Raw genomic sequence first — 25,809 nt, forward strand, 5'->3', positions numbered from 1 at the left:
CTACAGCCCCACCCGCGGGAACATCATGATGTAGAGCTGGCTGATCGCGACGTTGACGATCATCAGCAACAGGATCGACTCGACCACGGCGGCGTTCACCGAGTTCGCCACGCCGGTGGGTCCGCCTTTGGTGGACAACCCCTTCTGGCAGGACACCACCGCGACGATGGCGCCGAAGATGACCGCCTTCACCAGGGCGACGACCATGTCGCCGGTGGTGGCGAAGGACGCGAACGTCGCCACGAAGCTGCCGGGCGCGCCATTCTGGAAGTAGACGTTGAACAGGAAGCTGGCCAGGAAGCCGACGAAGCAGACCACACCGGTGAGCGCGACACCGATCATCACCGCCGCGGCGAAGCGCGGCACCACCAGACGTCGGATCACCGAGACGCCCATGACCTCCATGGCGTCGGTCTCCTCCCGCATGGTGCGCGAGCCGAGATCGGCGGTGATCGCCGAGCCCACCGCGGCGGCCATCAGGATCGCCGCGGTGAGGGACGCCGCCTGCCGGATGACCGCGAGCCCGCTGGCGGCACCGGCCAACGAGGTGGCGCCGACCTGTCCGGCCAGCAGCGCGAACTGGATGGACAGCGTCACTCCGATGGGCAACGCCACCAGCACGGTCGGCACCACGGCGGTGCCCGCCATGAACGCGCCCTGCCGGATGAACTGCTGCCACTGGAACTGCCCGGTGAACAGATCGACGAACAGATGCTGGATGGTGCGGACGCCGAGGACGAACTGGTCTCCGACCGTCTGCAGCGATGCGATCGGATGGCGCTTGACGTACCCGTCGGCCCAGTTCCCGACCTCGTCGAGGCCGTTGCCCGAACCGGACACGCGCTCAGCCAAAGTCGATCCCTCCCGGTACCGCGTCATGCCACCTACTGGCCGATCACTCGCGGTGGTTGGCACGGTATAGCCGGCGCTCGTTTGTCGTCAACGTTTCGGAGAATTTTCATTCACATATTTCGCGCGAGCAGCGTAGCACTCTCAGCAAATCTGGGATAAGCGCGCCGTATGGGCCAGCGCAGTCGGCTACGGATCCTGTCGCCTAGTTGCACATCGGCATTAACTTAGCTACGCCGGGCCAGCGACCGCGACGGATACAGTTGCCCAACTGCCTGCTGAGCGGACCGTCACCGCAATACGCTGAGCCGATGGCACCTGCACAACGCGAACCGAACGTCGTCGTCCTCGGCGGCGGGTCCTGGGGAACCACCGTCGCCTCGATCTGTGCGCGGCGCGGGCCGACCCTGCAGTGGGTGCGTTCTGAGGACACCGCCAAGGACATCAACGACAACCACCGCAACTCGCGGTATCTCGGCGACGAGTGCGTGCTGCCCGACGGATTGGCGGCTACCACCGATTTCTCCGAGGCGGCCCAGTGTGCCGACGTCATCGTGATGGGCGTGCCGTCGCACGGGTTCCGCGGCGTGCTGATCGAGCTGGCCCGCGAGCTGCGGCCGTGGGTGCCGGTGGTGTCGTTGGTGAAGGGCCTCGAGCAGGGCACCAACATGCGGATGAGCCAGATCGTCGACGAGGTTCTGCCCGGGCATCCGGCCGGCATCCTGGCCGGACCCAACATCGCCCGCGAGGTGGCCGAGGGTTATGCCGCCGCGGCGGTGCTGGCCATGCCCGATCAGCATCTGGCGTCGAACCTGGCCGGGCTGTTCCGGACCCGACGGTTCCGCACCTACACCACCGACGACGTCGTCGGCGTCGAGATGGCCGGGGCGTTGAAGAACGTCTACGCCATCGCCGTCGGGATGGGTTACTCGCTGGGGATCGGCGAGAACACCCGCGCCATGGTGATGGCCCGGGCGGTATCCGAGATGTCCAAGCTGGGTGTCGCGATGGGCGGGCACCGCGACACCTTCGGCGGACTGGCCGGCATGGGCGATCTGATCGTCACCTGCACCTCACAACGCAGCCGCAACCGGCACGTCGGTGAACAGCTCGGGTCGGGCAAGACCGTCGAGGAGATCATCGCGGCCATGAACCAGGTCGCCGAGGGCGTGAAGGCGGCCTCGGTGATCATGGAGTTCGCCGAGAAGTACGGACTGAACATGCCGATCGCCCGAGAGGTCGACGGGGTGATCAACCACGGCCGCACGGTCGAGGACGCCTACCGCGGGCTGATGGTCGAGAACCCAGGCCACGAGGTGCACGGGTCGGGGTTCTGAGCCCCGGCGGCACAGTCGAGGCCGAGCGCGGAGCGCTCAGTTGAAATACGGGTTGCGTCCCTCGGGCCGGTCCAGCAGCGGGTTGCTCGGGTTGACGATCCAGCTGCCGCCGGGGCTGACCACGAAGCCGGACTGATCGAACGAGTTCTGGCAGGTGACCATCGCCCCGTCGGTGCCGCAGGTGACGTGCTGGAAGCTGATGCGCGAGTTGGCCGGCAGCGCCTGGGCGGGCTTGTCGCCGACGAACATCGGGTTGGCGGCATTGGCGAAGACCGGTGCACCGACCTGTCCGCCGGATACCACGTTGGCACCGCCGGGCGCGCCCGGGAACGCTCCGCTGCAGCCGTAGTTGCCGTTGTTGCGGCTCATGACACAGGTGATTCCTGCGCCGGCGGTGAAGGCGTACAGACTGCCGTCGTTGACCGCGAACTCCGAGGGCCGCACCGGCTCGTAGCCGCCGATGTTCGGCGGTGGCGGTGGGGGCGGCGGCGCCGGCGGTTCGGCCGCGGCCACCGCGGGGGTACCCAGGGCAACAGCGGCCGCCACCGCAAGCAGCAAACCTCGTGTACGCATGGGCATTACCCTATCTCGTCTCGCGATTTCGGCGCGTTTTCGTACGGTGAGCGTACGTACACGCGCCGAAATCGCAGAGGACGGAACCGATCGCGGGTGCGCTGCGTCGAATCTTTCATGTTGGACGATCACCTTCGGCGGCACGACGGCGTCATCACCCTCCGGCAGGCCGCGCGCATCGGCCTGAGTTCGGCCTCAGTGCGCCGTCGAGCTCGGTCGGGGCATTGGATGCGTTGTGCGCCAGGCGTCTATTTCGTCGATGACCGGCCCTTCACGGATGCGGCCCGGGTCCGAGCTGCGGTGTGGGGTTACGGGGAGCACGCGACCGCAAGTGGACTGGCGGCCGCGTGGTGGCACGGGTTGACCCGGTTCGCACCGGCTCAAATAGAGATCACCATTCCGCGCAACAGCCACGGGCGCCGCCGAACGGGATGCCGAGTGCGCAGGCGCGATCTGGACTCACGGGATGTCATCGAGTCCCGCGGCGTGCGCGTCACCACGCTCGCCCTGACGGCAGTGGAAGCCGCTGCCCGCCGCGGCGGCGGCCCGAAGATCATGGACACCGCGCTTCAAGGCGACGGCACGTTGCCCGAGCTGTGGCAGGCACATATGCGGAACAAGGGCAGGTACGGGTCACCGGCAGCGCGACGCTTGCTCCGGGCCGCCGAGAGCGGCGCACAATCCGAGGCAGAACGGCTGCTGATCAAGCTGCTCGAGGAGCACGGCATCACCGGATGGGTGGCCAACCTTCCGGTCGGCCCGTACAAGGTCGACGTCGCTTTTCGGGGCATCACGGTGGCCATCGAGGTCGACGGCTGGGCCTTTCACAGTGATCCGGAAAAGTTCGCGAACGACCGCCGGCGGCAAAACTATCTCGTCCTCAACGGCTGGACGGTACTGCGGTTCACCTGGCTGGACCTCGTCGAGTATCCCGAACGCGTCATCTCCGTGATCCACACCGCGATTTCGGCGCGCTGACGTACGCGCAGCGTACGAAAACGCGCCGAAATCGCAACTAGCCGCGGGCCATCTGCTCCAGGCGACGGATCCGATCCTCGATCGGCGGGTGGGTGGAGAACAGCTTGCCGATCTTCTCCCCCGCCCGGAACGGGTTGGCGATCATCAGGTGCGCCTGATCGGCCAACTGCGGCTCAGGCGGCAGCGGCGCCGCCTGCACCCCGTACGCGATCTTGCGCAGTGCACTGGCCAGTGCCAGCGGATCACCGGTCAGCTCGGCACCGGACTGGTCGGCCTGGTACTCGCGCGACCGCGACACCGCCAGCTTGACGACGGTGGCAGCGATCGGGCCGAGCAGCGAAACCAACAGCATGGCAAAGGGATTCACACCGCCCTCACGGTTCCCGCCGAACATCCCGGCGAACATCGCGACATTGGCCAACGCGGTGATCACCGACGCCAGCGCACCGGCCACACAGGAGATCAGGATGTCGCGGTTGTAGACGTGCGACAGCTCGTGGCCCAGCACCGCACGCAGCTCGCGTTCGTCGAGAATCTGCAGGATGCCGGTGGTGCAGCACACCGCGGCGTTACGCGGGTTGCGGCCGGTGGCGAATGCGTTGGGTGCAGCAGTGTCGCTGATGTAGAGCCGTGGCATGGGCTGGCGCGCGGTGGTCGCCAGCTCGCGGACGATGCGGTACATCGCCGGGGCCTGCATCTCGTTGACCGGCTGGGCGTGCATGGCCCGCAGCGCCATCTTGTCGCTGTTGAAGTAGACGTAGGCGTTCATGCCGACGGCGAACAGCACCGCCAGCATCAGGATCGAGCGGCTCTGGAACAGGGAGCCGATGAAGACGATGAGCGCGGACATGCCGACCAGCAGCACGAACGTCTTCAATCGGTTGGCATGGGGATGCCAGGTCATCAGCGGTCCTCCTCAACAGAAGTCTTCGCTTGGCTAACGTTCGACCGGCCCCCGCGGGTTCCGCACTAGCCGTGCCGGTTGACCGTGTAATCCACCAGGGTGGCCAGCGCCGCGCGGCCGGGACCGTCGGGCAGGTTGGCCAGTTCGTCGCGGGCCCGCAGCGCGTACTCGCGCACCGTCTCCTTGGCCTTGGCCATCCCCGGTGAGCGACGCAGCAGGGTCAGTGCCTCGGCGACCTCGGCATCGTCTTCCAGCGGCTTGGCCAGCAGCACGCGCAGCCGGTCGGAGTCCTCGCCGGCCTCGCGCAGCGCGTACAGCACCGGCAGGGTGTGCACGCCTTCGCGCAGGTCGGTGCCGGGAAGCTTGCCCGACTCGTCGGGATCGCTGTCGATGTCGATGATGTCGTCAGAAATCTGGAACACCGTCCCGACGATGCCGCCGAGCCGGGACAGCCGCTCGATCTGCTCGGTGTCGGCACCGGAGAACGTCGCCCCGAACCGGCCCGAGGCCTCGATCAGACAGGCCGTCTTCTCGTACACCACCTTCAGATAGTGCTCGATCTCGTCGGTGCCCCCGGCCGCACCGCGGGTCTCGCGCATCTGACCGGTCACCAGCTGGGCGAATGTGTCGGCAATCACGCGCACCGCGTCGGGTCCCAGCCGCGACACCAGTCGGGAGGCGGTGGCGAACAGGTAGTCGCCGGCCAGGATCGCGATGTTGTTGCCCCAGCGCGCGTTGGCGCTGTCCGCGCCACGGCGGACCTGGGCCTCGTCCATCACATCATCGTGGTAGAGCGTCGCCAGGTGCACCAGCTCGATGACCGCCCCGGCGATGATGACCTCGGGGTCCTCGGGCCGTGGCCCCAACGAGCCCGACAGCACCGTGAACAGCGGCCGGAACCGCTTGCCACCGGCCTGGAACAGATGCTGGACGGCCTCGGCCATCAGCACATCCGCCTTGCCCAATTCGGTGGACATCAGGTCTTCGACACGTTCCACGCCGTCACGCACCCGCGCCGCGAACTCGGCATCCCCGAAATCCACGCCCGCCACCACGCTCGCCGGTGTCCTCATCGTTCCAACATACTGGGAGGGTGCCGAGTCCAGCAGATGTGGTTGTTGTAGGCGCCGGGCCCGCCGGTGCATCGGCGGCCGCCTGGGCTGTTCGGGCAGGTCGCGACGTCCTGATGATCGATTCGGCGCAGTTTCCCCGCGACAAGGCCTGCGGTGACGGACTGACCCCGCGCGCCATCGCCGAGCTGCGCCGGCTGGGTCTGGGCGACTGGCTGGGCGGTCGCATCAGCCACCACGGACTGCGGATGTCGGGGTTCGGCGCCGATGTCGAGGTGCGCTGGCCGGGTCCGTCCTTCCCCGCCGTCAGCAGCGCGGTGCCACGCACCGAGCTCGACGACCGAATCCGGATGGTCGCCGCCGATGACGGCGCCAAAATGCTACTCGGCACGAAAGCCGTTGACGTCCGCCATGACTCGTCGGGCCGGGTGTCGGAGCTGATCCTGGACGACGGTTCCGAGATCACCGTCGGCGAGCTGATCGTCGCCGACGGGGCACGCTCCACGCTGGGCCGGACATTGGGCCGCACCTGGCACCGCGACACCGTGTACGGCACCGCGATTCGCGGCTATATCAAGACACCGCGGGCCGACGAGCCGTGGATCACCTCGCACCTGGAACTGCGGTCACCGGAGGGCGACGTGCTGCCCGGCTACGGCTGGATCTTCCCGCTCGGCAACGGCGAGGTGAACATCGGGGTGGGCGCACTGGCGACGGCCAAGCGTCCCGCCGACGCGGCGCTGCGCCCGCTGATGTCGTACTACACCGACCTGCGCCGCGACGAGTGGGGCTTCGAGGGCGAACCACGGGCCGGTCTGTCCGCGCTGCTGCCGATGGGCGGCGCGGTCAGCGGGGTCGCAGGGCCGAACTGGATGCTGATCGGCGACGCCGCGGCCTGCGTCAACCCGCTCAACGGCGAGGGCATCGACTACGGCCTGGAGACCGGTCGGCTGGCCGCCGAACTGCTCGGCTCCGGGGACCTGTCGGCGGCCTGGCCTGCGGTGCTCACCGAGCATTACGCCCGCGGATTCTCCGCGGCACGACGGCTGGCGCTGCTGCTGACACTGCCCCGCTTCCTGCCCGCGGTGGGGCCGGTGGCGCTGCGTTCGCATTTCCTGATGCAGGTGGCGGTACGGATGATGGGCAACCTGGTCACCGACGAGGACGAGGACTGGATCGCGCGGGCATGGCGTTCGGCGGGCCGGGTGTCGCGCCGGCTCGACGAGCGCACGCCGTTCAGCTGACCGGTTCGCGGCCCAGCAGCGTCAGCGCCATCATCGTCCGGACGCAGGCGCGGGAGTGCTCGGTGTTCTCGTAGTGCACCAGCCGGCCCAGATCGACCACCAGACCGAAGGCCGCATGCACGGCGAATCTCGCTTGGGCGTGGCTGAATTCGGGGCGCGCCTCCGAGAGCAGGCGGGCCCATTCGTCGACGGTGGCGCGCTGGATGTTGCGCAGCACCATGCGGTCGGCCTCGGGCACATTGCCGCGTTCGGTGTAGTACACGTAGGCCAGTTCGGGGTCGCGGAACGAGCGGTCGACGTACAGATCGATCAGTTTGGCCAGCGCCCGATCCGGATCCGCTTCCACCGCAAGGACCGTGGAGATGTCGCCGGACACCCGGTCGGCGCTGCGCCGGTAGGAGGCCGCCAGGATATCGGCCTTGCCCGGGAAGAACCGGTAGATACCGGACGGTTGCATGCCGACCGCGGCGGCGATGTCTTCCATGCTGGTTTCGCGAAATCCCTTGCGGTGAAACAGCAGCAGCGATTCGTGCAGCAGGATCTCGTACTTGCCGCCGACCCCGGATCCGCTCTGCAGCAACGGCTTCGGTTCGCCGTCGTCGACCTGCGCGGGCAGTTCGGCCCACAGCACGGCGTGCGCCAGGCCGGCCAGCAGGGTGCGCATATCGCTCAGCGGCAACCCGGCCCGGTGATCGGTGACGCTGCCGATCACACTGAGCGCCGCCGAGGACAGCGTCCACCGCTCGCGCGAGGTCAGCTGGGGACGCAGCTGGGTCAGTGGCTGCTGCAACCGACGGTTGACCAGTTCGATCTGGCCGTTGAGGATCGCCTGATCGGGCGCATTGAGGTAGCGGCCCTCCCATCGGTACAGCCCGCCGGAGCTGCGGTTGGCGATGGCTGTGTCGACGAGCGCGTCGACGAGGTCGTCGAGCAGTGCCGCGGGATCGGCCTCGGGTTCTGCGATCTCGGTGCCGTCGACCAACTGCTGCCCGAGACCGACGACGGCGTCGCGGAACAGTTCGTACTTGCCGGGCGAATGCCGGTACAGCGCCGCGGCGGAGATGCCGACCCGGGACGCGATGTCCTCCATGCTGACCGCGTGATAACCGAGCGCGCTGAAGGCGTCCGCCGACGCCTTGACGATCTGGGCCTTACGGTCGCGTGGGCGGCGCCGCACGGTGGGCGGCACGGGGCGACCGACGGTTGACATGTCCCCAACGGTAACGCATTCGCCAGAGGCTCGGCAGGATGACGAATGACCCTTCACGCGCAGCATCGATGCCTGTCGAGTCAGATTGCAGCCGAGTGATTCAGACCACCCGGCCCTGACAGCCATCAAGGAATTGTCATTCACATAGGGGCTTGCGTCGGCGTCAATCGCTGTGCCAGGCTGCTGATGGGACAGGGGAGGTCTGCGATGTCTGTGCACCACGAGCCCGAGCCGGGGCCGCAGCTGACGGATGCCGACACCCGGATCACCATCACGCAGCGCACCTCGCGCTGGGATCACGGCGAGGTCGCCATCAGCGACGCGGTCGACTTCTGGTCTTTCGCCGGAGCGGCCGCCAACGTCGTGATGCAACTGGCCCGGCCCGAGGTCGGTTACGGCGTGGCCGAGAGCCGGGTCAAATCAGGCAGCCTGATGGAGCATCCGTGGAAGCGCGCCCGGACCACCACGCAGTACCTGGCCGTGGCCATCCTGGGCAGCGACGAGGACCGTGCGGCCTATCGCGCCGCGGTCGACGTGGCGCATCGGCAGGTGCAGTCCACCGAGAGCAGCCCGGTCCGCTACAACGCCTTCAACCGGGAACTGCAACTCTGGGTGGCGGCCTGTCTGTTCGTCGGGTTCGAGGACACCTACCAGCTTCTGCACGGCGCGATGTCACCCGAGCAGGCCGAGCAGTTCTATCTGTCCGCACAACCGCTCGGGACGACTCTGCAGGTCACCGCGGACCAGTGGCCGGCTACCCGGGTGGCATTCGGCGAGTACTGGAACACCGCCTGCGGGCAGGTGGTCATCGACGATCACATCCGCGAGTACCTGACGGCGCTGATCGACCTGAAGATGATCAACTGGCCGCTGCGGGTGACCTTCGCCCCACTGCTGCGCTTCCTCACCATCGGGTCACTCGCGCCGGTGTTCCGCGATGCCATGGGTCTGGCCTGGTCGGATGTCGACCAACGCCGGTTCGAGAACCTGTTCGTGTTCGTGGCATTCGTGAACCGCTTCATCCCGCGGTTCATCCGGCACGGCGGCAGTCACATCCTGCTGGGTGATGTGCGGCGCCGGGTACGCAACAAGAAGGCCCTGATCTAGCGGTATTCGCAGAGATAGGCGGTCTCGACCTCGGCGCGCACCATGAACTTGCTGTCGGCCGGGACCGTGAACTGTGTTCCGGCGGCGAAGGTTTCCCATTCGCCTGCGCCGGGCAGCCGGACCGTCAGCGCTCCGCTGACGACGTTCATGATCTCCAGCTGCGAGGTGCCGAACTCGTACTCCCCCACCGCCATGACGCCGACGGTCGCGGGCCCCTCGGCGGTCGCGAATGCGATCGATGCGACAGAACCGTCGAAGTACTCGTTGACTTTGAACATGGGCGAAGACTAACTCAGCCGGCGGTGACGCCATGGGTCAGCGTCCCGATGCCCTCGATCTCGATGTCGACGCGATCCCCGTCGCGCAGCGCGGCACTGCCACCCGGTGAGCCGGTGAGCACGAGGTCGCCCGGCAGCAGGGTCGCGAAACCCGACAGGTATTCGACGATGAAGGGGATGTCATACGTCATGTCCGCTGTCGATCCGTCCTGACGCAGCTCGCCATTGACGCTGCAGCGCAGTCTGATTCCGGCGATCGACTCGACATCGGTCTCGATCCACGGCCCGACCGGGCAGAACGTGTCGAAGCCCTTGCCGCGGGTCAGTTGCGGGTCGCTGCGCTGCAGGTCCCGCGCGCTGACATCGTTGGCGCAGGTATAACCGAAGATGTGATCGTCGGCCTCGTCGGCGCGCACATTGCGCGCGGTCCGGCCGATCACAAAGGCCAGTTCCGCCTCGTGTTCGACGTGCGTGCTGAGGCTCGTCGGCGGTAGCACGACGCTGTCGTCCGGCCCGATGATCGTGGTCGGTCCCTTCATGAACACCGACGGACTGCCGTCGTGGGTATAGCCCATCTCGGCGCGGTGGGCGGCGTAGTTACGACCCAGGCAGAAGATCTTCGAGGGAGCCACGGGTGCCAGCAGCCTCACCTCGGTGCGGGCGTACTCCCGGTCGACGGCGTGCTCGCCGAACGGGCTGCCGTCCAGCACCTGCACCGTGTCCGCGCCGACAACACACCATCGTTCGGCGCCCTCGACGCGCACCCGTCCGTATCTCATGACAACAGCTTTCGGATGACGTAGGGCAGTGTCCCGCCGTGGCGCAGGTACTCGATCTCGTTGACGGTGTCGACCCGCAGCCGCAGCGGCCGCGACACCACGGTCCCGTCCTCGCCGACGATGTTCAGCGCGATGTCGTTGAGCCCCACCGTGATGCGGTCCAGACCGCACAGATTGAGCGTCTCGGTGCCGTCGAGGTCGGGAATGGGGCGAGCCGGGTCGAACTGCAACGGGTAGATGCCCATCCCGATGATGTTGCTGCGATGAATGCGCTCGTAGGATCCGGCGATGATGGCGCGCACGCCGAGCAGTGCGGGCGCCTTGGCAGCCCAGTCCCGGCTGGAACCGGCGCCGTAGTTGTCTCCCGCGACGATCACCATCGGGGTATCGCCGTAGGTGGCGGCGGCCTGGTAGACCGGCAGCACCTGCGAACGGTCGGCGGTGTGGGCCCACGCGCCTTTTCCACCGACTCCGGGCGGCAGCAGCCGGTTTCGGACGTCGGCGTTGGTGAACGCGCCGCGCACCATCACCTCGAAGTTGCTTCTGCGAGTGGAGTATTGGTTGTAGTCGCGAGGTTGGACCCCGCCGTTGTGCAGATACTCGGCCGCGGCACTGTCCCGCGGGATGGCACCGGCCGGTGAGATGTGGTCGGTGGTGACGTTGTCACCCAGCCGCAGCAGCGTCCTGGTGGCGAGCACCGACGGTACCTCGGGCGCCACCGGACCGATGTTCTCCAGGTAGGACGGGCGACGAATGTAGGTGCTGGCCGGATCCCAGCGGTACCTCAGCTCCTGTTGGCCATCGAGTTCACGCCAGGCCTGTGTGCCGTGCCGGATGGCGTCGGTGTTCTCGGCGAACATCTCCGGTCGCAGGTACTGCGCCGCGCACTGCGCGGTCTCGACATCGGTGGGCCACAGGTCAGCCAGGTACACCGCGGCGCCGGCGTGATCGTGCCCGACCGGTTCGGTCTCGAAGTCGTGCAGCACACTGCCGGCCAGCGCGTACGCGACCACCAGTGGTGGCGAGGCGAGATAGCCGTATTGCAGGCGCGGATGCACCCGGCCGGGGAAATTACGGTTACCCGACAGCACCGCCGCGGGTGTGAAACCCTGTTCGACCAATGTCTCCAGGGCCGGGTGCAATGGTCCGGAATTGCCGATGCAGGTCATGCAGCCATATCCGACGGTGGTGAAACCCAGCTTCGCCAGGTCATCGAGCAGCCCTGCGGCGGTGAGGTATTCGGTGACAACGCGGGAGCCTGGTGACAGTGTGGTCTTGACCCACGGCTTGACGGTCAACCCGCGCCGGGCGGCGTTGCGGGCGATCAGTCCGGCTGCGATCATCAGTGCCGGGTTAGCGGTGTTGGTACAGCTGGTGATGGCCGCGACGGCCACCGCGCCGGCGGGCACCGGTTCACCGAAGCCCCCGTTCGCCGCCTCGACGGCGCCGGCAACGGCCCGGAACGATTCGGTAACGTCCGACAGCGGCACCCGCTGGTGCGGCATGGTGGGCCCGGCAAGCGTGGTCTGCACGGTCTCGAGATCCAGGAACAGCTGCTCGTCATAACGCGGGGTCGGCGAATCGGACTCGCAGAAAAGATGATTCGCATGCAGGTAGGTTCGGACGAGTTCGCGGTGTTCGACCGTCCGCCCGGTCGCGGCAAGGAAGCGCATGGTCTCCTCGTCGGACGGGAACAGCGCGACGGTGGCCCCGTATTCCGGTGCCATGTTGGATACCGCGGCACGGTCGGCCCAGCCCAGTCCGCGGGCGCCGGGCCCGTGGAACTCGACGAACTTGTCGATCACCCCGTGCGCGCGCAGCATCTGGGTCAACGTCAGCGCCAGATCTGTTCCGGTGACCCCGGGACGCAGCCGGCCGGTCAATTCCACACCGACCACGCTGGGATAGCCGATCGTCACGGGCTCGCCGAGCATCGCTGCCTGCCCCTGTAGCCCGCCGACGCCCCAGCCCAGGATTCCGATCGAGTTGATCATCGGGGTGTGGCTGTCGGTGGCCACCAGGGTGTCCGGGTGCAGCGTCGCGGGTTCGGTCGCGGTGTCCACCCACACAGCGGTGGCCAGCGATTCCATGTTGACCTGATGGATGATCCCGGTCCCCGGCGGGATCACCCCGAACTGATCGAGGGTGTTCTCGGCCCACTTGACGAACCGGTACCGCTCCCCGTTGCGGCGGAAGTCGATGGCCAGGTTGAGCTCGACCGCGTCGGGTCGACCGTAGTGCTCGGCGATCACCGAATGGTCGACGGTCAGGTCGACCGGAATGGCGGGCTGCAGCGCCGCAGGGTCGCCGCCGAGGTCGGCCACGACATCACGCATGCCGGCGAAGTCCGCCAGCGCCGGCAGGCACGTGGTGTCGTGCAACATGATTCGGTTGGGCAGCAACGGCGCTTCACACGCCGCGACGGCCCCGCGCAGCCGCGCCAGGACAGTCGGTAATGCATCGGGCGAGCGCCTGGCGATGTTCTCGATGAGGATCCGGAGCGCATATGGAGTAGCGGCGAGTTCGTCCGGGGACAGGATCGAGTCGAGCGGGAAGTAGTGATACCGGCGGTCGCCGACCACCAGCTCTGCGGCCGAACCGAGGGCGACTGCGGTGTCCATGACACCAGTTTGTACTAATTCGCCAAGAAGTACAACAATCGATCAGCCGTGCGGATCGTGTGGAATACCGGTCTTGATCTCACGGACCACGTCGAGGTGGTTGAACATGAACACCGCAGCGGCCTCGTTGTCACCGCGTTCGAGCAGGTCGAGCAGCTGTAGATGTTCGCGTGCCTGCGAGACGATGCGGGCGCGGTCGGCCTGGTGGTTGTACTCGATCATGCGACGCATGCGGTTGATCCGGCGAACGGCGTCGGCAAGGTAGGCGTTACCTGAGCACTCCGCCACCATCTCGTGGAATGTCGCGTTGTACCTGAACAGTTCGCTGCGCGAGAGCAGGACGGCGTTACCGCGCACCAATGATTCCTGCTGTTCGCGATGCAACGCGAAACCCTGTGTATCGATCGCGAAAGTCGGTTCGCGGATGCCCGCCGGTTCGATGATCAAGCGGAATCGATAGCTCTGGTCATGCGCCTCATTGGTGGACAGCGTGCGGACGAATTCCCAGCCTCGGGCGGCACGCCGCCGGATCAGGTCCTCGGACTCCATCCGGGCCAGGACCAGGCTGGCCTGACGGTTGGTCAGCGCGTATCGCTGGCAGAGATCGGTGGTCGTGAACGACTCGACGAACCGTCCGCCGAGATGGTCGTCGATGATCCGGAAATACAGCTGCTCGTCGGCATCATCTTCGGTGTGCACCGTGGCACGGGCGAGTTCCGCGGCCGGCATCACCAGATGGAATCCACGTCGCGGCGTTCGTTCGACCAAGCCGATCTCGGTGAGATACGCCAGCGCGCGACGGGCCGGGGTCCGGGAGATGTTCAACTCGTCGGCGACCCACTGCTCGGTGAGGTGCGCGCCGACCTCCAACCCATTCGCACGGATCAGGTCGACGACGCGGGTGGCCATCGCGGTCGGCGAGACCCTGGTCGAGAGCAGCCCACTCGCCGCACTGCCACTGGCAGCCATGACACCTCCACGATCCGGTTTGGACTCCGAGCGCCGATCGTACAAGCGGCGCAGGCCTTGTTGTGAAGGCAAAACCACCGTGTTCGGAGCCGCTGTTGACTTTGAATGTGATGGCGACCATATTGTATTTCTAGTCGAATAAGTACAAATAACTAGCCCCCAAAAGGTCAACCGGTTGACAGGGCGACCAATTTGGGCGCACACTCCTAACGACACCCCGACCGTGAGCCAGTTCACATCGGCGGTCCCACAGCAGGAAGGTCATCGAAGATCGTGTCCATCACTTCCCCGCGTCACCGCGCCCGAGCGGCCACTGCGCTGGTCGCTGCTGTCGCGGCGTTCGCGCTCACCTCATGCGCGGCCGCCGGCGACTATTCCGACGTCCAGCCCGAGCTGCCCGACTACTACCCCGCGGACTATTCGGCCCTGATCGACGCGTCCAAGGCCGAGGGCGGCGAGCTGACGATCTACTCGAACACCGACCAGCAGAGCTGGGCGCCGATCATCGACGCCTTCCAGGAGGAGTTTCCGTGGGTCGGCAGCATCAATGCCACCAACCTGGACTCCGACGAGGTGTTCCAGCGGGTGCTCTCCGAACAGGCGATCGGCCAGGACTCCGCCGATATCGTGGTGAGCAACGCCGCCGACGCCTGGGCCGACTTCGCCGACCGCCCCGGCACATTGGTCGACTACGCCTCGCCCGAACTGCCGAATCTCCCGGACTTCGCGCAGCCCATGCCGAATGTCTACACACTGTCGGTGGATCCGATCTCGATGGTCTACAACACCGCGTTGCTGACCGCAGAGGAGGCGCCGACCGGCATCGCCGATCTGGCGGCCAAGGTCACCAAGCATCCCGAGGACTACAACGGACAGATCGCGGTACGAAACCCCAAGGGAGCCTTCGGATTCACCGTCACCCGCGCGTTCGTCGAGAACAACCCCGATGTGGCGTGGGCAGAGCTGGCCACCATCCTGCCGTTCTCCAAGAACGAGACCTCCACCGGCGGCATGGTCGAGAAGGTCACCTCCGGTGAGTACACCGTCGGCTTCTTCATGGGCTCCCCCGCCCTCACCGCCGAGGTGCGCACCGGCGGGCTGATCAAGGCCGTGTTCCCCGACGACGGCACCCCGCTGCTACGGCGCGGCATCGGTATCGCCGACGGCGCCCCGCACGAGGCCACCGCCAAACTCTTCCTGGACTTCGTCATGTCCGAGACCGGTCAGAGTGCCGTCTCTGAAGGCGGTCTCACCGCGTACCGCGACGGTGTCTCGCGCGCCGAGGACGGCGTGGCCACCTACTCGGAGGTCGTGGAGTCCGTCGGTATCGAGAACACGATCTTCGTTCCGTACACCAAGGCCACCGACGAGGAGATCGATGCCTTCTCCGAGCGCTGGCAATCCCTACAAGCCGGCTGATCCGAAGAGAGCACACACATCATGAGCCTTGCCACACCCCCTGAGATCTCGTCGCCGTTCGTCCGGCCCACCCCCGGCGAACTCGGCAGCCCGCGCTACCGCAGATTCCGGAACATGGGCCGCGACACCCTGATCCAGTACGCCGTGCTCGCCATCCTGGCGTTGTTCGTGCTGGCCCCGGTGGTCCCGACCATCTACCAGTCGATCGTCGACCGCCCACTCTATGAGGTCGGCGGCCTGCTCACCCTGGACAACTACTCGCGACTGTTCACCGAGGCCGGCTTCGGTGATGTCATTCTCAACACCGTCCTGTTCGCCGGGTTGACCGTGCTGCTGGCCCAGTTGTTCGCGGTGCCGATGGCCATCGTCGTCACCCGCACCAAACTGCCGCTGGGCCGGCTCATCGCCGGTTCGATGAAATGGCCGTTCTACATCTCCTCGCTGCTGCTCGGCTTCGGCTGGATCATCCTGTACGGCCCCGGCGGTTTCGTCAGCGTGCAGGCCCGCGAACTGCTGGGTTTCGTGCCGTGGAACCTGTACTCGATCCCGGGTATGGCGCTCACCGAAGCGGTCGCGCTGGCACCCATCGCCTTCACCTTCTGCGTCGGCGCACTCAATCAGTCCGACAACTCACTGGAGTCCGCCGCGCGGGTCTGCGGGGCCGGCCCGCTGCGCATCCTGTGGTCGGTGGTGGTGCCCATGCTGCGCCCACCGATCGTCTACAGCTCGGTGCTGATCATCTCGATGTCCATCGAAACACTCTCGGTACCACTGCTGTTCGGTATGCCCGCCGATATCTCGGTGTTCTCCACCTTCCTGTACACCAACGGACTGCAGTCGATCGATCCGGACTACGGCGTGCTGGGCGCGGCATCGGTGCTGATCCTGCTGGTGACCGTCGGCCTGGTGGCCATGCAGTCCAAACTGCTGAAGAACTCGCAGCGCTTCGTCTCGGTGCGCGGCAAGGCGACCCGGCCGCGCCAGTTCGATCTCGGCTGGATCAAGTGGGTTTCGGTGATCTTCATCGCCGTGTACCTGATCGTCGGTGCACTGCTTCCGCTGGGCGCCTTGGTCTTCCGGTCCTTCACCCTGGTCCTGACCCCGCTGAAATCGCCCTTCTCGACCATGACCTTCGAGAACTACCGGCCGATCTTCAGCTACACGTCGTACTACATGTCGATCGTCAACAGCATCGTCATCGCCGTCGTGGGCGCAGTGGTGATCAGCGTCCTGGCCATCCTCGCGGTGCTGGTGGCACGGCGTTCGAAGATGAAGGGCAACAAGCTCGTCGAGTACCTGGCCCTGGCACCGCAGGCGATGCCCGGCCTGATCGTCGGCATCGGCTTCTTCTGGGCGCTGGCCTACTCACCGGGCTGGCTGTCCGGGCTGCTGTCGGGCACCATCTGGATCCTGGTCATCGCGTTCGGTCTGCGGGCGCTGCCCACCGCCTACGGCAACATCTCGCCGCTGCTCATGCAGATCGGCGAGGAGCTCGACAACGCCGCCCGGGTCACCGGCGCCGACTGGTTCCGCACCTTCACCAAGGTGCTGGGCAAGCTGATCCTGCCCGCGTTCGCGGGTGCCTTCATCCTCGTGTTCGTCACGATGATCAAGGAGTACTCCCCGGCGGTGTTCCTGGCCAATTCCCAGACCAACGTCATCGGCACCACCGCGCTGCAGCTGTGGGCCGAGGGCAACGCGGGATCCGTTGCGGCCCTGGCCACCATCCAGATCCTTATCACCATCGTCTTCGTCTCGATCGCCACCCGCCTCCTGAAAGGTTCGACCTCCAATGCCTAATCTACGAGTAAGGAACGTCAACAAGACGTTCAACGCAAACCAGGTCCTGCGCGATATCAACTTCGACGTGCACGACGGGGAGTTCTTCACCCTGCTGGGCCCCAGCGGCTGCGGCAAGTCCACGACGCTGGCCTGCATCGCCGGCCTGGAATCACCGGACGAGGGCACCATCGAGCTCGACGACACGGTGTTCTTCAGCGGCAAGGACAACACGTTCGTACTCCCGGAAAGCCGCAACCTGGGCATGGTGTTCCAGTCCTACGCGCTGTGGCCGCACATGACCATCGCCGACAATCTGGACCTGCCGCTCAAGCTGCGCAAGGTGGCCAAGGCACGGCGCAACGAACTCATCGACGACGCTCTGGAGAAGGTCGACCTGCTGCACCTGCGCGGACGCTACCCGCACGAGATGTCCGGCGGCCAGCAGCAGCGTGTCGCTCTGGCCCGCGCACTGGTCTATTCGCCCCGGCTGCTGCTGCTCGACGAGCCGCTGTCCAATCTGGACGCCAAGCTGCGCGAGCAGGCCCGCGCGTGGCTCAAGGCGCTGCAGTCCGAGGTCGGCATCACCACCATCTACGTCACCCACGACCAGGAGGAAGCCCTGGCCATGAGCGACCGGATCGCGGTGATGGCCAAGGGAGAGATGGTCCAGATCGCCTCTCCCACTGAGATTTACGAACAGCCCGCCGCACGCGAGGTCGCCAGCTTCGTCGGCAACTGCAACTTCCTGGACGGCAAGGTCGTCGAGGCCGGCGGCAACGACGCCAAGGTACAGCTGGAGGCCACCGGGCAGATCGTGCACGCCACCGGCCGGATGGATGTGCACTCCGGCGATGCGGTGTCGGTCGCGGTGCGCCCGGAGCGGGTCAGCATCGCCGGTGCCGGACACGTACCGGCCGACGGCCTCAACGTGGTCCGCGCCAGCGTGGACAGCGTCCAGTATGTCGGCTCCAAGTACGAGTACCTGCTGTCGGTGGGTACCTCGACGGTGCACGCCGACTGCCTCAAGCCCGGGCATCAGGGCGAGGTGGACCTGGTGATCGACCCGGAGAACATCTTCCTGTACCCGCAGAAGCAGGCCGTGCCGGCATGACCGATGTGATCACCACCGTCAACCCGTCGACCGGTACCGTGCTCTCCACCTACCCGGTGATGAGCGACACCGAGATCGACTACGTCGTGGACTCCGCGAACCTGGCCCAGGAGGACTGGGCACAGGTCGGTTTCGGGGCACGTGCCGAGATCCTGCGTCACGCCGCCCGGCTGCTGCGAGAGCGCAGCACCGAACTGGCGTTGCTGGTCACCCGCGAGATGGGCAAACCGCTGGCCGAGGCGATCGCCGAGGTGCACAAATGCGCGACGGGACTGGAGTACTACGCCGACAACGCCGCGGGCTACCTGGCCGATGAGGTCTACCAGACCTCCGCGGATCGCGCCTGGGTGTCCTATGAGCCCGTCGGTGTCGTGCTGGCCGTGATGCCCTGGAACTTCCCGTTGTGGCAGGTTTTCCGGTTCGCCGCGCCGGCATTGATGGCGGGAAATGCTGCGCTGCTGAAGCATTCACCGAACACCACCGGCGCGGCACTGACATGCCAGGAGATCCTGTCGGACGCCGGGTTGCCCGATGGGCTGTTCACCGCGCTGGTCGTTGCCGAGTCCGACGTCCCCGCCGTCACCGAGAAACTGATCAGCGATCCGCGAATCGGCGCCGTGACGATCACCGGCAGCGAGCGCGCCGGCAGCGCCGTCGGAGCACTTGCCGGACGCGAGATCAAGAAGTCGGTACTCGAGCTCGGCGGGTCTGATCCGTTCATCGTGCTGGCCGACGCGGACCTGCCGCGAGTGGCGCATCTGGCCGTCAAGGGCCGCTTCCTCAACGCCGGCCAGAGTTGCATATCGCCCAAGCGGTTCATCGTCGAAGCGTCGGTCGCCGAGGAGTTCACCGCACTGGTGGTGGCGGAAACTGCGCAGCTGCGGGTCGGCGATCCCGAGGACGTGGCCACCGATATCGGCCCGATGGCTCGCCGCGACCTGCGAGACGGAGTCGCCACACAGGTGCAGACGGCCGTCGACCAGGGCGCCAGCCTGCTGGCCGGCGGTACCTATGACCCCGAGAGCAACGGATTCTTCTACCCACCAACGATTCTGGGTGGTGTCCGGCCGGGAATGTCGGTGTACGGCGAAGAGGTCTTCGGTCCGGTCGCGACCATCATCGTGGTAGCCGATGCGGACGAGGCCGTCGCCGTTGCCAATGACACCCCGTTCGGTCTGGGGGCCAGTGTGTGGAGCGGTGATGTCGACGCGGCCGTGGCGGTCGGGCGGCGCATCACCTCCGGTGCCTGCTTCATCAATGCGATCGTGGCCTCAGATGCGCGTATGCCGTTCGGTGGCACCAAACGCAGTGGCTACGGTCGCGAACTCGCCGCACCGGGTATCCGGGAATTCGTCAACGTCCGCACCTGGTGGGCCATGGACAAACCCGCCGCCGACGCGCCCGCCTCAGAGTAGGAGCCAGAAAATGACCAACACCCGCCGAGCGGCCTCGATACTGCGTCCGTCCGAGATCACGCCGCGTGAACGCGGAGGCGGCGCCCGCACCATACCGATGGTCAGCCAGCGGGTAGGCGCGAAGGATTTCCTCAACGGCATCACCATGTTCGCCGCGGGCACCGCCATTCCCGAGCACTTCCACAACTGTGATGAATCGGTACTGATCCTGCGTGGTTCCGCCGTTGCGCACATCGACGGCGAGCTGTATCCGGTCAACACCGGCGATACCTCATTCATCCCGGCCGGGATCCCGCACTTCTTCCAGAATGCCTCCGACACCGAGGAACTGCACATCTTCTGGACCTACGCATCCATCGACGCCGACCGCACCATCGTAGCCACCGGCGTCACCACCCGCATCGACCAAGAACACGGCACCGCCGTCAACTGAAAGGAAACGTCATGACCGACACATTGCGCCTGGGACTGCTGGAGGGCGACGGCATCGGGCCTGAGATCGTGCCGGCCTCAGTCGAGGTCGTCGACGCCGCCTTGGCCGCGGCCGGTGCCCCCAAGGCAGACTGGGTCACGTTGCCGCTCGGCCGCACCGCGATCGACACGCACAACAGCCACACCCCGGACGAAACCCTGCAGGCACTTGCCGGCATGGACGCCTGGGTGCTCGGGCCGCACGACAGTGCCTCCTACCCCGAACCGTTCAAATCGCAGCTGAACCCGAGTGGCACGCTACGCAAGCACTTCGGACTGTTCGGAAACATCCGGCCGGCCAAGTCCTTCGAAGGCGCCAAAGCCGTGGTCCCGGGCACGGATCTGGTGATCGTGCGGGAGAACACTCAGGGCTTCTACGCCGATCGCAACACTTTCGCGGGCACCGGTGAGTACATGCCCGACGAGAACACCGCGATCGCGATGGGCATCATCACCCGCTCCGCCGTGGAGAAGATCGCCAAGGTCGCCTTCGACCTCGCCCAGGCTCGCCGACGCAAGCTGACCATCGTGCACAAGGCCAACGTCTTGCGGCTGACCACCGGTCTGTTCCGTGACGTGTGCCGCGAGATTGCCGCCGACTACCCCGACGTCGAGGTCGACGACTACCACATCGATGCCATGACAGTGCATCTTGTTCGCCGCGCCAACGTGTTCGATGTCATCGTCACCGAGAACATGTTCGGCGACATCCTGTCCGACCTGGCCGGCGAGCTGGCCGGGTCGCTGGGTATCGCCCCGTCGATCAACGCGTCGCTGGACAAGGCGATGGCGCAGGCCGCGCACGGTTCGGCACCCGATATCGCCGGACGCAACATCGCCAACCCGATCGCGATGATCCTGTCCTCGGGGATGCTGCTGCAGTGGTTGGGCGCCCGGCACGACGACGCCACCCTGCTCAAGGCGGCCGAACTGGTCGAGGGCGCCGTCGAGGCGACCGTCAAGGCCGGAACGATGACCCCGGACATGGGCGGCAGCACCGGCACCAAGGAGTTCGGCGCCGCTGTGGCACAGTTCATCTCCGGACAGTGAGCGGTCCCCTGATCGCGGTCGTGCACACCACGACCGCGTCGATGGCACCGACCGCCGCGGCACTGCGCACCGAACTTCCCGACGTGCGGGTGTGGAACCTGGTCGACGACCGTCTCGGCTCCGACGCCGATACCGCCGGCGATATGACCCCGCGGCTTCGGGACCGGATGCTCAACCTGGTCAGACACGCTGTGGACGGCGGTGCCGAGGCGGTGCTCATGGTGTGCTCGATGTACGGAGACACCCAACCCGTGGCCGAACGGCTCTTCACGGTGCCGGTTTTCAGCTCGGATGCCGACATGATGGCAGAGATCGCCGCCCGCGCGCCGCGCCGAGTTGCCGTACTGGCGTCCTTGCAGGCTGCCACCGCCGACAGCACGTCCCGGCTGCGCGAGGCGCTGAATGACACGGTCGAGGTGGTGCCGGTGTTCTGCGCCGGTGCCGCCGAGGCGGCCTCGGCCGGTGATCAGGTGCGTCTGATGGCCGCGCTGGCCGCCGGAGTCGACTCCGCGGGCGGCGATTTCGACCTACTGTGCATCGCGCAGTATTCGTTGAGCCCGGTGACCGACGAACTGGCGGCCAAGACCGGGACCGCCGTCGTCAGCCCGCCCCGGTACGCCGCCCGCGCGGTGGCGCAACGATTGGCCGGGTCATGAGCACGCCCACGATCGGCTGCATCGCCGACGATTACACCGGCGGCACGGATGTGGCAGCGGCCCTGCGGCGGCAGGGACTGCGCACCGTGCTGTTGTTCGGCGCCCCTGCCGACGATCAGGTCCTCGCCGACTGCGATGCCGTCGTCGTCGCGCTGAAGACCCGCGCCCTGGATGCGGAGGCCGCGGTGAAGATGTCAGTGGCCGCCCGACACTGGCTGGTCGGCTCGGTCGGCGTGCAGACCGTGTATTTCAAGTACTGCTCCACCTTCGACTCGACCCCGGCGGGGAACATCGGGCCGGTTGCCGACGCCCTCATCGACGCCGCCGACAGCGGTACCGCCGTCGTCTGCCCGGCCACCCCCGAGCACGGTCGGACCGTGTACCAAGGCCGGCTTTTCGTCAACGACGAGCTGCTCTCGGAGTCGTCGATGCGTCACCATCCGCTGACCCCGATGACCGAGTCCAGCGTGGTCAACCTGCTGACTGCCCAGACCCCACATCGCGTCGGAGCGGTGCGATGGCAGGACATCCAGCTCGGACCCGAAGCGGTGTCCGAGGCGCTGGCGCGGCAGAGCGACAGCCGCTACGTAGTGGTGGATGCACTGGACGAAGGTGACCTCGACACCATCGCACGGGCAATCGAAGGATCTCCCGTCATCACCGGCGGTGCCGGCCTGGCCGGGGCACTGGGCAAAGTGCTCGTCGAGCACACAGCCGACCACGCCGACCCGCGGCAACTGTCCGCACCCGACGCGCCGACGGTGGTGTTCGCGGGCAGCTGCTCGCAGACCACTCTGGGCCAGGTCGCCTATGCCAGAGACCGGTTCGACTCGTACCGGCTCGATCCGCGCACCGTCGCGTCCCCGACCGAGCTGCTGGGCCCGGCACGCGAGTGGCTGCTCGAGCATCTCGGCGACAAGCCGGTACTGATGTACTCGTCGGCTCCGTCGCATGATCGAGGCCCGGCCGATCCGATCGTGGCCGACGAGCTGGAGTCCACCATGGGTGTGCTGGCCAGGACGGCCGTCGACGCCGGGGCGCGGCGCATCGTCGTCGCCGGCGGTGAGACCTCCGGCGCCGTGGTGGATGCGCTCGGCATCCGGTCGGTGGTCGTCGACGCTGAGGCCGATCCCGGCGTGCCGTGGTGCAGCACAAGCGATCACGCTGTCTCACTGCTACTCAAATCCGGGAACTTCGGCAGCGAGGACCTGCTGGTGCGCGCCGCCACATGTGAGGTGTTGTCGTGATAGCCGATGACATCGTGGATCTGGGCGCGTCCTTCTTCCGGCGCGGTTTGACCTTCGGGCGCACCGGAAATCTCAGCGCCGTCGACTGCGATGGAACAGTCCTGATGACTCCGACCGGGGTTGCGCTGGACAGACTGAAGCGTGATCAGCTGTCCCGGTTGGACTTCGACGGCCGCCGTCTCTCGGGTCCGAATCCGACCAAGGAAGCCTTCCTACACCTGGCCGTGTATCGGGCCCGACCGACGGCGCGCGCTGTAGTACACACCCACAGCACCTATTCGGTGGCCGTGTCGTGCCTGCACAACGCAGACACCACGAATGTGTTGCCACCGTTGACGGCCTATTACGCCATGCGGGTCGGCCGGCTACCGCTGCTGCCGTACCACGCGCCGGGCGACGAAACCCTGGGCGCACTGGCCGAACTCACCGCCGCCACCCATCATGCGATACTGCTGGCCAATCACGGCCCCGTGGTGTCCGGCATCGACCTGGCCGCGGCCGCCGATGCGCTGGAGGAGATCGAAGAGACCGCCAAACTGTCCCTGCTGTTACGCGGCCAGGCCGTAGCGCCGGTCGCCGATGACGAAGTCCGACGACTAGAGGAGTTGTACCGATGACTGTCCAGGTCGAAGCCCGCCAGTTTTCCGCCCAGGATGTCGCTGCCTGTGGCGCAGCGATTCTCGGCGCACATGGTGTGCCTCACGCCGATGCCGTCCTGGTCGCCGAATCGCTGGTGACCTCCGATATGTGGGGCCACCCGTCACACGGGATGTTACGTCTGCCCTGGTATGTCGCCCGGGTGCGTGCCGGCGCGATGACGGCGGTCACCGAGACCCGGTATCTGAACACCTTCGGTGCGGTCACCGTGCTGGACGGGTGCGAGGGCATCGGCCAGGTCGTCACCAAGCATGCAATCGACATCGCAGCCGAGTCGGCGCAGAAGTTCGGTGTCGGCGTCGTGGCGGTGCGCAACAGCAACCACTTCGGGACGGCCGCCTACTGGACCCGACTGCTGGCCGACCGCGGCTGCGTCGGCATTCTGACCACCAACGGCAGCCCGGCGATGGCGCCATGGGGCGGCACCCAGAAGATGATCGGTGCCAACCCGTGGTCCATCGCGGTACCCGGCGGTGAGCACGGCACCGTCGTGCTGGATATCGCCAACACCGGTGTTGCACGCGGAAAGATATACGCCGCAAAGGAAAAGGGCACGCGGATACCCGAGGGCTGGGCGATCGACACATCCGGGCTGCCGACCACCGACCCGCAGGCGGCGATCGACGGGGTCATCCTGCCGATGGCAGGGCACAAGGGCTACGCGATCTCGTTCATGATGGACGTGCTGTCCGGGGTGCTGACGGGCAGTTCGTCGGCCACCGACATCGTCGGTCCCTATGTACCCGACCGGCGCAGCGGCTGTGGCCACCTCGTCATCGCGATCAACATCGCCGCGATCATGCCGGTCGCGGAGTTCGGGACCCGGATGGAGGATCTGATCGCGACCGTGAAGCACTGCCCCGCCGCACCTGGCCAGGAGATCCTGGTGCCCGGTGAGCTGGAGAACCGCGCCGTCGAGCGGGCCGACGGACACATCACGCTGCCCGAAGCCACCATCGCCGAGATCAACAATCTGGCCGCCGACGCCGGTGTCAACGGCCTGGACGGGCGGTAGAACATGTTCACACTGTTCGTCACACTCAACGTGCACGCCGAAACCATCGATGAGTTCGTCGACGCGATCACAACCAACGCCGCGGCCTCGTTGCGGGACGAGCCGGGCTGCCTGACCTTCGATGTACACCAGGACGACCAGACCCCGACCCGGTTCTATCTCTACGAGATCTATGCCGACGAGGACGCCTTCCGCATCGGGCATCGTGGCGCACCGCATTACGCCAGGTGGCAGGAGGCCGCCGCGAAATACGTGGTCCAGGGCAGCCACCACAACACGTTTGCGCGGCCGGTCCGGCTCGGCACCAGCTACAGTGGTTGAGTGGGCGACCAATTTGCGCGGATTGTGCAGGCTCCTCGGGAACCGCCGTCATCGGAGGTGGCCCGGGCACTGCTCGACGCTGTCTTCTCCGGACAGATCACCCCGGGCACCCGGATGCCGTCCGAGCGACAGCTAGCCGAGTCCTTCGGCGTCGGTCGTTTCGTCGTCCGGGAGGCACTGAAGTCACTGGGCTTGCTCGGCCTGCTGGAGGTGCGGCAAGGTGACGGCACCTATGTGCGGGCGCCGGACTCAAGCCTGCTCCCCCGAGTGGTCGAGTGGGGTCTGCTGGTCGGCGAGCAGCGCACCAGCGACCTGGTGGAGACCCGTCAGCACCTCGAGCCGGTGACCGCCCGGTTGGCCGCCGAGCGGCGCAGCGACTCGGATCTGGTCATCATCAGATCGCACCTCGACGGCATGCGCGACGCCGCCGACAACGACGTGTTCGTCGACGCGGATGTGGCATTCCACCTGAGCATCGCCGAGGCAACCGGCAACAGCGTGCTGTCGAACATGTTGTCCAGCATCGCGTCTCTGCTCAACGTGTGGATCCGCAGCGTGGTGGAGGCCGCGGAATCACGCGAGCCGTCCTATCTGGAGCACGTTCCCATCTTCGATGCGATCGCCGCGCGGGACGCCGTCGGTGCCACCGAAGCCATGCGTTCCCACATGGACGGTGCCTCCTGTCGACTCAATGCGGCGATCGCCGCACACAATCAGCAGCCGCCGGCCTGAGATCCAGCGCCACC

25 protein-coding genes are annotated in these 25,809 nt (G+C 66.6%); 16 read left to right on the top strand and 9 right to left on the bottom strand.

Annotation, left to right across the window (positions count from 1 at the left end):
* A complete protein-coding gene (locus ACLBYA_RS04240) occupies positions 1–879 on the bottom strand; it encodes an MlaE family ABC transporter permease (protein ID WP_447708100.1) in 879 nt (292 codons plus the stop codon).
* A gap of 281 nt (positions 880–1,160) precedes the next feature.
* On the opposite strand from ACLBYA_RS04240, the gene ACLBYA_RS04245 reads away from it, so the two are divergent.
* On the top strand, positions 1,161–2,186 hold the full coding sequence (locus tag ACLBYA_RS04245) for an NAD(P)H-dependent glycerol-3-phosphate dehydrogenase (RefSeq protein ID WP_447708101.1): 1,026 nt from the start codon (positions 1,161–1,163) through the stop codon (positions 2,184–2,186).
* A gap of 36 nt (positions 2,187–2,222) precedes the next feature.
* Here the strand turns inward: ACLBYA_RS04245 and ACLBYA_RS04250 are convergent, their stop codons facing one another.
* Complete coding sequence (locus ACLBYA_RS04250) at positions 2,223–2,759, bottom strand: hypothetical protein (RefSeq protein WP_447708102.1); 537 nt, start codon at positions 2,757–2,759, stop codon at positions 2,223–2,225.
* 117 nt (positions 2,760–2,876) lie between these two features.
* Between ACLBYA_RS04250 and ACLBYA_RS04255 the strand changes: the two genes are divergently transcribed.
* Positions 2,877–3,737, top strand: coding sequence for a type IV toxin-antitoxin system AbiEi family antitoxin domain-containing protein (locus ACLBYA_RS04255; protein WP_447708103.1), 861 nt, complete (start codon positions 2,877–2,879; stop codon positions 3,735–3,737).
* Positions 3,738–3,774: 37 nt separating this feature from the next.
* On the opposite strand, the gene htpX is transcribed toward ACLBYA_RS04255, so the two are convergent.
* Positions 3,775–4,641 (bottom strand): zinc metalloprotease HtpX, encoded by an 867-nt coding sequence (gene htpX, locus ACLBYA_RS04260; protein ID WP_447708104.1) that lies wholly within the window; start codon positions 4,639–4,641, stop codon positions 3,775–3,777.
* Between the two features lie 65 nt (positions 4,642–4,706).
* On the bottom strand, positions 4,707–5,714 hold the full coding sequence (grcC1, locus tag ACLBYA_RS04265; protein WP_447708105.1) for a nonaprenyl/(2E,6E)-farnesyl/geranylgeranyl diphosphat synthase: 1,008 nt from the start codon (positions 5,712–5,714) through the stop codon (positions 4,707–4,709).
* A 20-nt stretch (positions 5,715–5,734) separates the two neighbouring features.
* Between grcC1 and menJ the strand changes: the two genes are divergently transcribed.
* Complete coding sequence (gene menJ, locus ACLBYA_RS04270) at positions 5,735–6,955, top strand: menaquinone reductase (protein WP_447708106.1); 1,221 nt, start codon at positions 5,735–5,737, stop codon at positions 6,953–6,955.
* Here menJ and ACLBYA_RS04275 read toward each other — a convergent pair.
* A complete protein-coding gene (locus ACLBYA_RS04275; protein ID WP_447708107.1) occupies positions 6,948–8,165 on the bottom strand; it encodes a TetR/AcrR family transcriptional regulator in 1,218 nt (405 codons plus the stop codon). The genes menJ and ACLBYA_RS04275 overlap by 8 nt on opposite strands.
* Positions 8,166–8,372: 207 nt before the next feature.
* On the opposite strand from ACLBYA_RS04275, the gene ACLBYA_RS04280 reads away from it, so the two are divergent.
* The gene (locus tag ACLBYA_RS04280; RefSeq protein WP_447708108.1) at positions 8,373–9,272 is read left to right on the top strand and encodes an oxygenase MpaB family protein; all 900 of its coding nucleotides are present in this window, start codon (positions 8,373–8,375) and stop codon (positions 9,270–9,272) included.
* On the opposite strand, the gene ppnP is transcribed toward ACLBYA_RS04280, so the two are convergent.
* From ppnP to ACLBYA_RS04300, 4 genes are read right to left on the bottom strand one after another with little or no spacing between them, the layout of a single operon-like run.
* Positions 9,269–9,550 (bottom strand): pyrimidine/purine nucleoside phosphorylase, encoded by a 282-nt coding sequence (gene ppnP / locus ACLBYA_RS04285; RefSeq protein WP_447708109.1) that lies wholly within the window; start codon positions 9,548–9,550, stop codon positions 9,269–9,271. The genes ACLBYA_RS04280 and ppnP overlap by 4 nt on opposite strands.
* 14 nt (positions 9,551–9,564) lie before the next feature.
* The gene (locus ACLBYA_RS04290) at positions 9,565–10,329 is read right to left on the bottom strand and encodes a fumarylacetoacetate hydrolase family protein (protein ID WP_447708110.1); all 765 of its coding nucleotides are present in this window, start codon (positions 10,327–10,329) and stop codon (positions 9,565–9,567) included.
* Positions 10,326–12,950, bottom strand: a complete 2,625-nt coding sequence (gene acnA, locus ACLBYA_RS04295; RefSeq protein ID WP_447708111.1) for an aconitate hydratase AcnA — start codon at positions 12,948–12,950, stop codon at positions 10,326–10,328. The genes ACLBYA_RS04290 and acnA overlap by 4 nt, the downstream gene beginning before the upstream one ends.
* A gap of 42 nt (positions 12,951–12,992) precedes the next feature.
* Positions 12,993–13,919, bottom strand: coding sequence for an FCD domain-containing protein (locus tag ACLBYA_RS04300; RefSeq protein WP_447708112.1), 927 nt, complete (start codon positions 13,917–13,919; stop codon positions 12,993–12,995).
* Between the two features lie 273 nt (positions 13,920–14,192).
* On the opposite strand from ACLBYA_RS04300, the gene ACLBYA_RS04305 reads away from it, so the two are divergent.
* The 12 genes from ACLBYA_RS04305 to ACLBYA_RS04360 are packed head-to-tail and all read left to right on the top strand — an operon-like array spanning position 14,193 to position 25,795.
* Positions 14,193–15,338, top strand: coding sequence for an ABC transporter substrate-binding protein (locus ACLBYA_RS04305; RefSeq protein WP_447708113.1), 1,146 nt, complete (start codon positions 14,193–14,195; stop codon positions 15,336–15,338).
* A gap of 21 nt (positions 15,339–15,359) precedes the next feature.
* Entirely contained in the window at positions 15,360–17,138 is a 1,779-nt protein-coding gene (locus ACLBYA_RS04310; RefSeq protein ID WP_447708114.1) for an ABC transporter permease, read from the top strand.
* On the top strand, positions 17,131–18,231 hold the full coding sequence (locus ACLBYA_RS04315; protein ID WP_447708115.1) for an ABC transporter ATP-binding protein: 1,101 nt from the start codon (positions 17,131–17,133) through the stop codon (positions 18,229–18,231). Before ACLBYA_RS04310 ends, ACLBYA_RS04315 begins: the two co-directional genes overlap by 8 nt.
* Positions 18,228–19,646, top strand: coding sequence for an NAD-dependent succinate-semialdehyde dehydrogenase (locus ACLBYA_RS04320; RefSeq protein ID WP_447708116.1), 1,419 nt, complete (start codon positions 18,228–18,230; stop codon positions 19,644–19,646). Before ACLBYA_RS04315 ends, ACLBYA_RS04320 begins: the two co-directional genes overlap by 4 nt.
* A gap of 10 nt (positions 19,647–19,656) precedes the next feature.
* On the top strand, positions 19,657–20,079 hold the full coding sequence (locus ACLBYA_RS04325) for a cupin domain-containing protein (protein ID WP_447708117.1): 423 nt from the start codon (positions 19,657–19,659) through the stop codon (positions 20,077–20,079).
* Between the two features lie 11 nt (positions 20,080–20,090).
* On the top strand, positions 20,091–21,167 hold the full coding sequence (locus ACLBYA_RS04330) for an isocitrate/isopropylmalate dehydrogenase family protein (RefSeq protein WP_447708118.1): 1,077 nt from the start codon (positions 20,091–20,093) through the stop codon (positions 21,165–21,167).
* Positions 21,164–21,823, top strand: coding sequence for a hypothetical protein (locus ACLBYA_RS04335; RefSeq protein ID WP_447708119.1), 660 nt, complete (start codon positions 21,164–21,166; stop codon positions 21,821–21,823). The genes ACLBYA_RS04330 and ACLBYA_RS04335 overlap by 4 nt, the downstream gene beginning before the upstream one ends.
* Positions 21,820–23,070: a 3-oxo-tetronate kinase gene (gene otnK / locus ACLBYA_RS04340; RefSeq protein ID WP_447708120.1), complete on the top strand. Its 1,251-nt coding sequence runs from the start codon at positions 21,820–21,822 to the stop codon at positions 23,068–23,070. Before ACLBYA_RS04335 ends, otnK begins: the two co-directional genes overlap by 4 nt.
* Positions 23,067–23,687 carry a 3-oxo-tetronate 4-phosphate decarboxylase gene (gene otnC, locus ACLBYA_RS04345; protein WP_447708121.1) on the top strand — a complete coding sequence of 207 codons (621 nt, stop codon included), beginning with the start codon at positions 23,067–23,069 and terminating at the stop codon, positions 23,685–23,687. Before otnK ends, otnC begins: the two co-directional genes overlap by 4 nt.
* Positions 23,684–24,742: an Ldh family oxidoreductase gene (locus tag ACLBYA_RS04350; RefSeq protein WP_447708122.1), complete on the top strand. Its 1,059-nt coding sequence runs from the start codon at positions 23,684–23,686 to the stop codon at positions 24,740–24,742. The genes otnC and ACLBYA_RS04350 overlap by 4 nt, the downstream gene beginning before the upstream one ends.
* A 3-nt stretch (positions 24,743–24,745) precedes the next feature.
* Positions 24,746–25,063 carry a putative quinol monooxygenase gene (locus tag ACLBYA_RS04355; RefSeq protein WP_447708123.1) on the top strand — a complete coding sequence of 106 codons (318 nt, stop codon included), beginning with the start codon at positions 24,746–24,748 and terminating at the stop codon, positions 25,061–25,063.
* Positions 25,064–25,795 (top strand): FadR/GntR family transcriptional regulator, encoded by a 732-nt coding sequence (locus tag ACLBYA_RS04360; protein ID WP_447708124.1) that lies wholly within the window; start codon positions 25,064–25,066, stop codon positions 25,793–25,795. It abuts the gene before it with no gap.
* Positions 25,796–25,809 lie beyond the last annotated feature (14 nt).

Source organism: Mycobacterium sp. C31M (genome assembly GCF_053345865.1).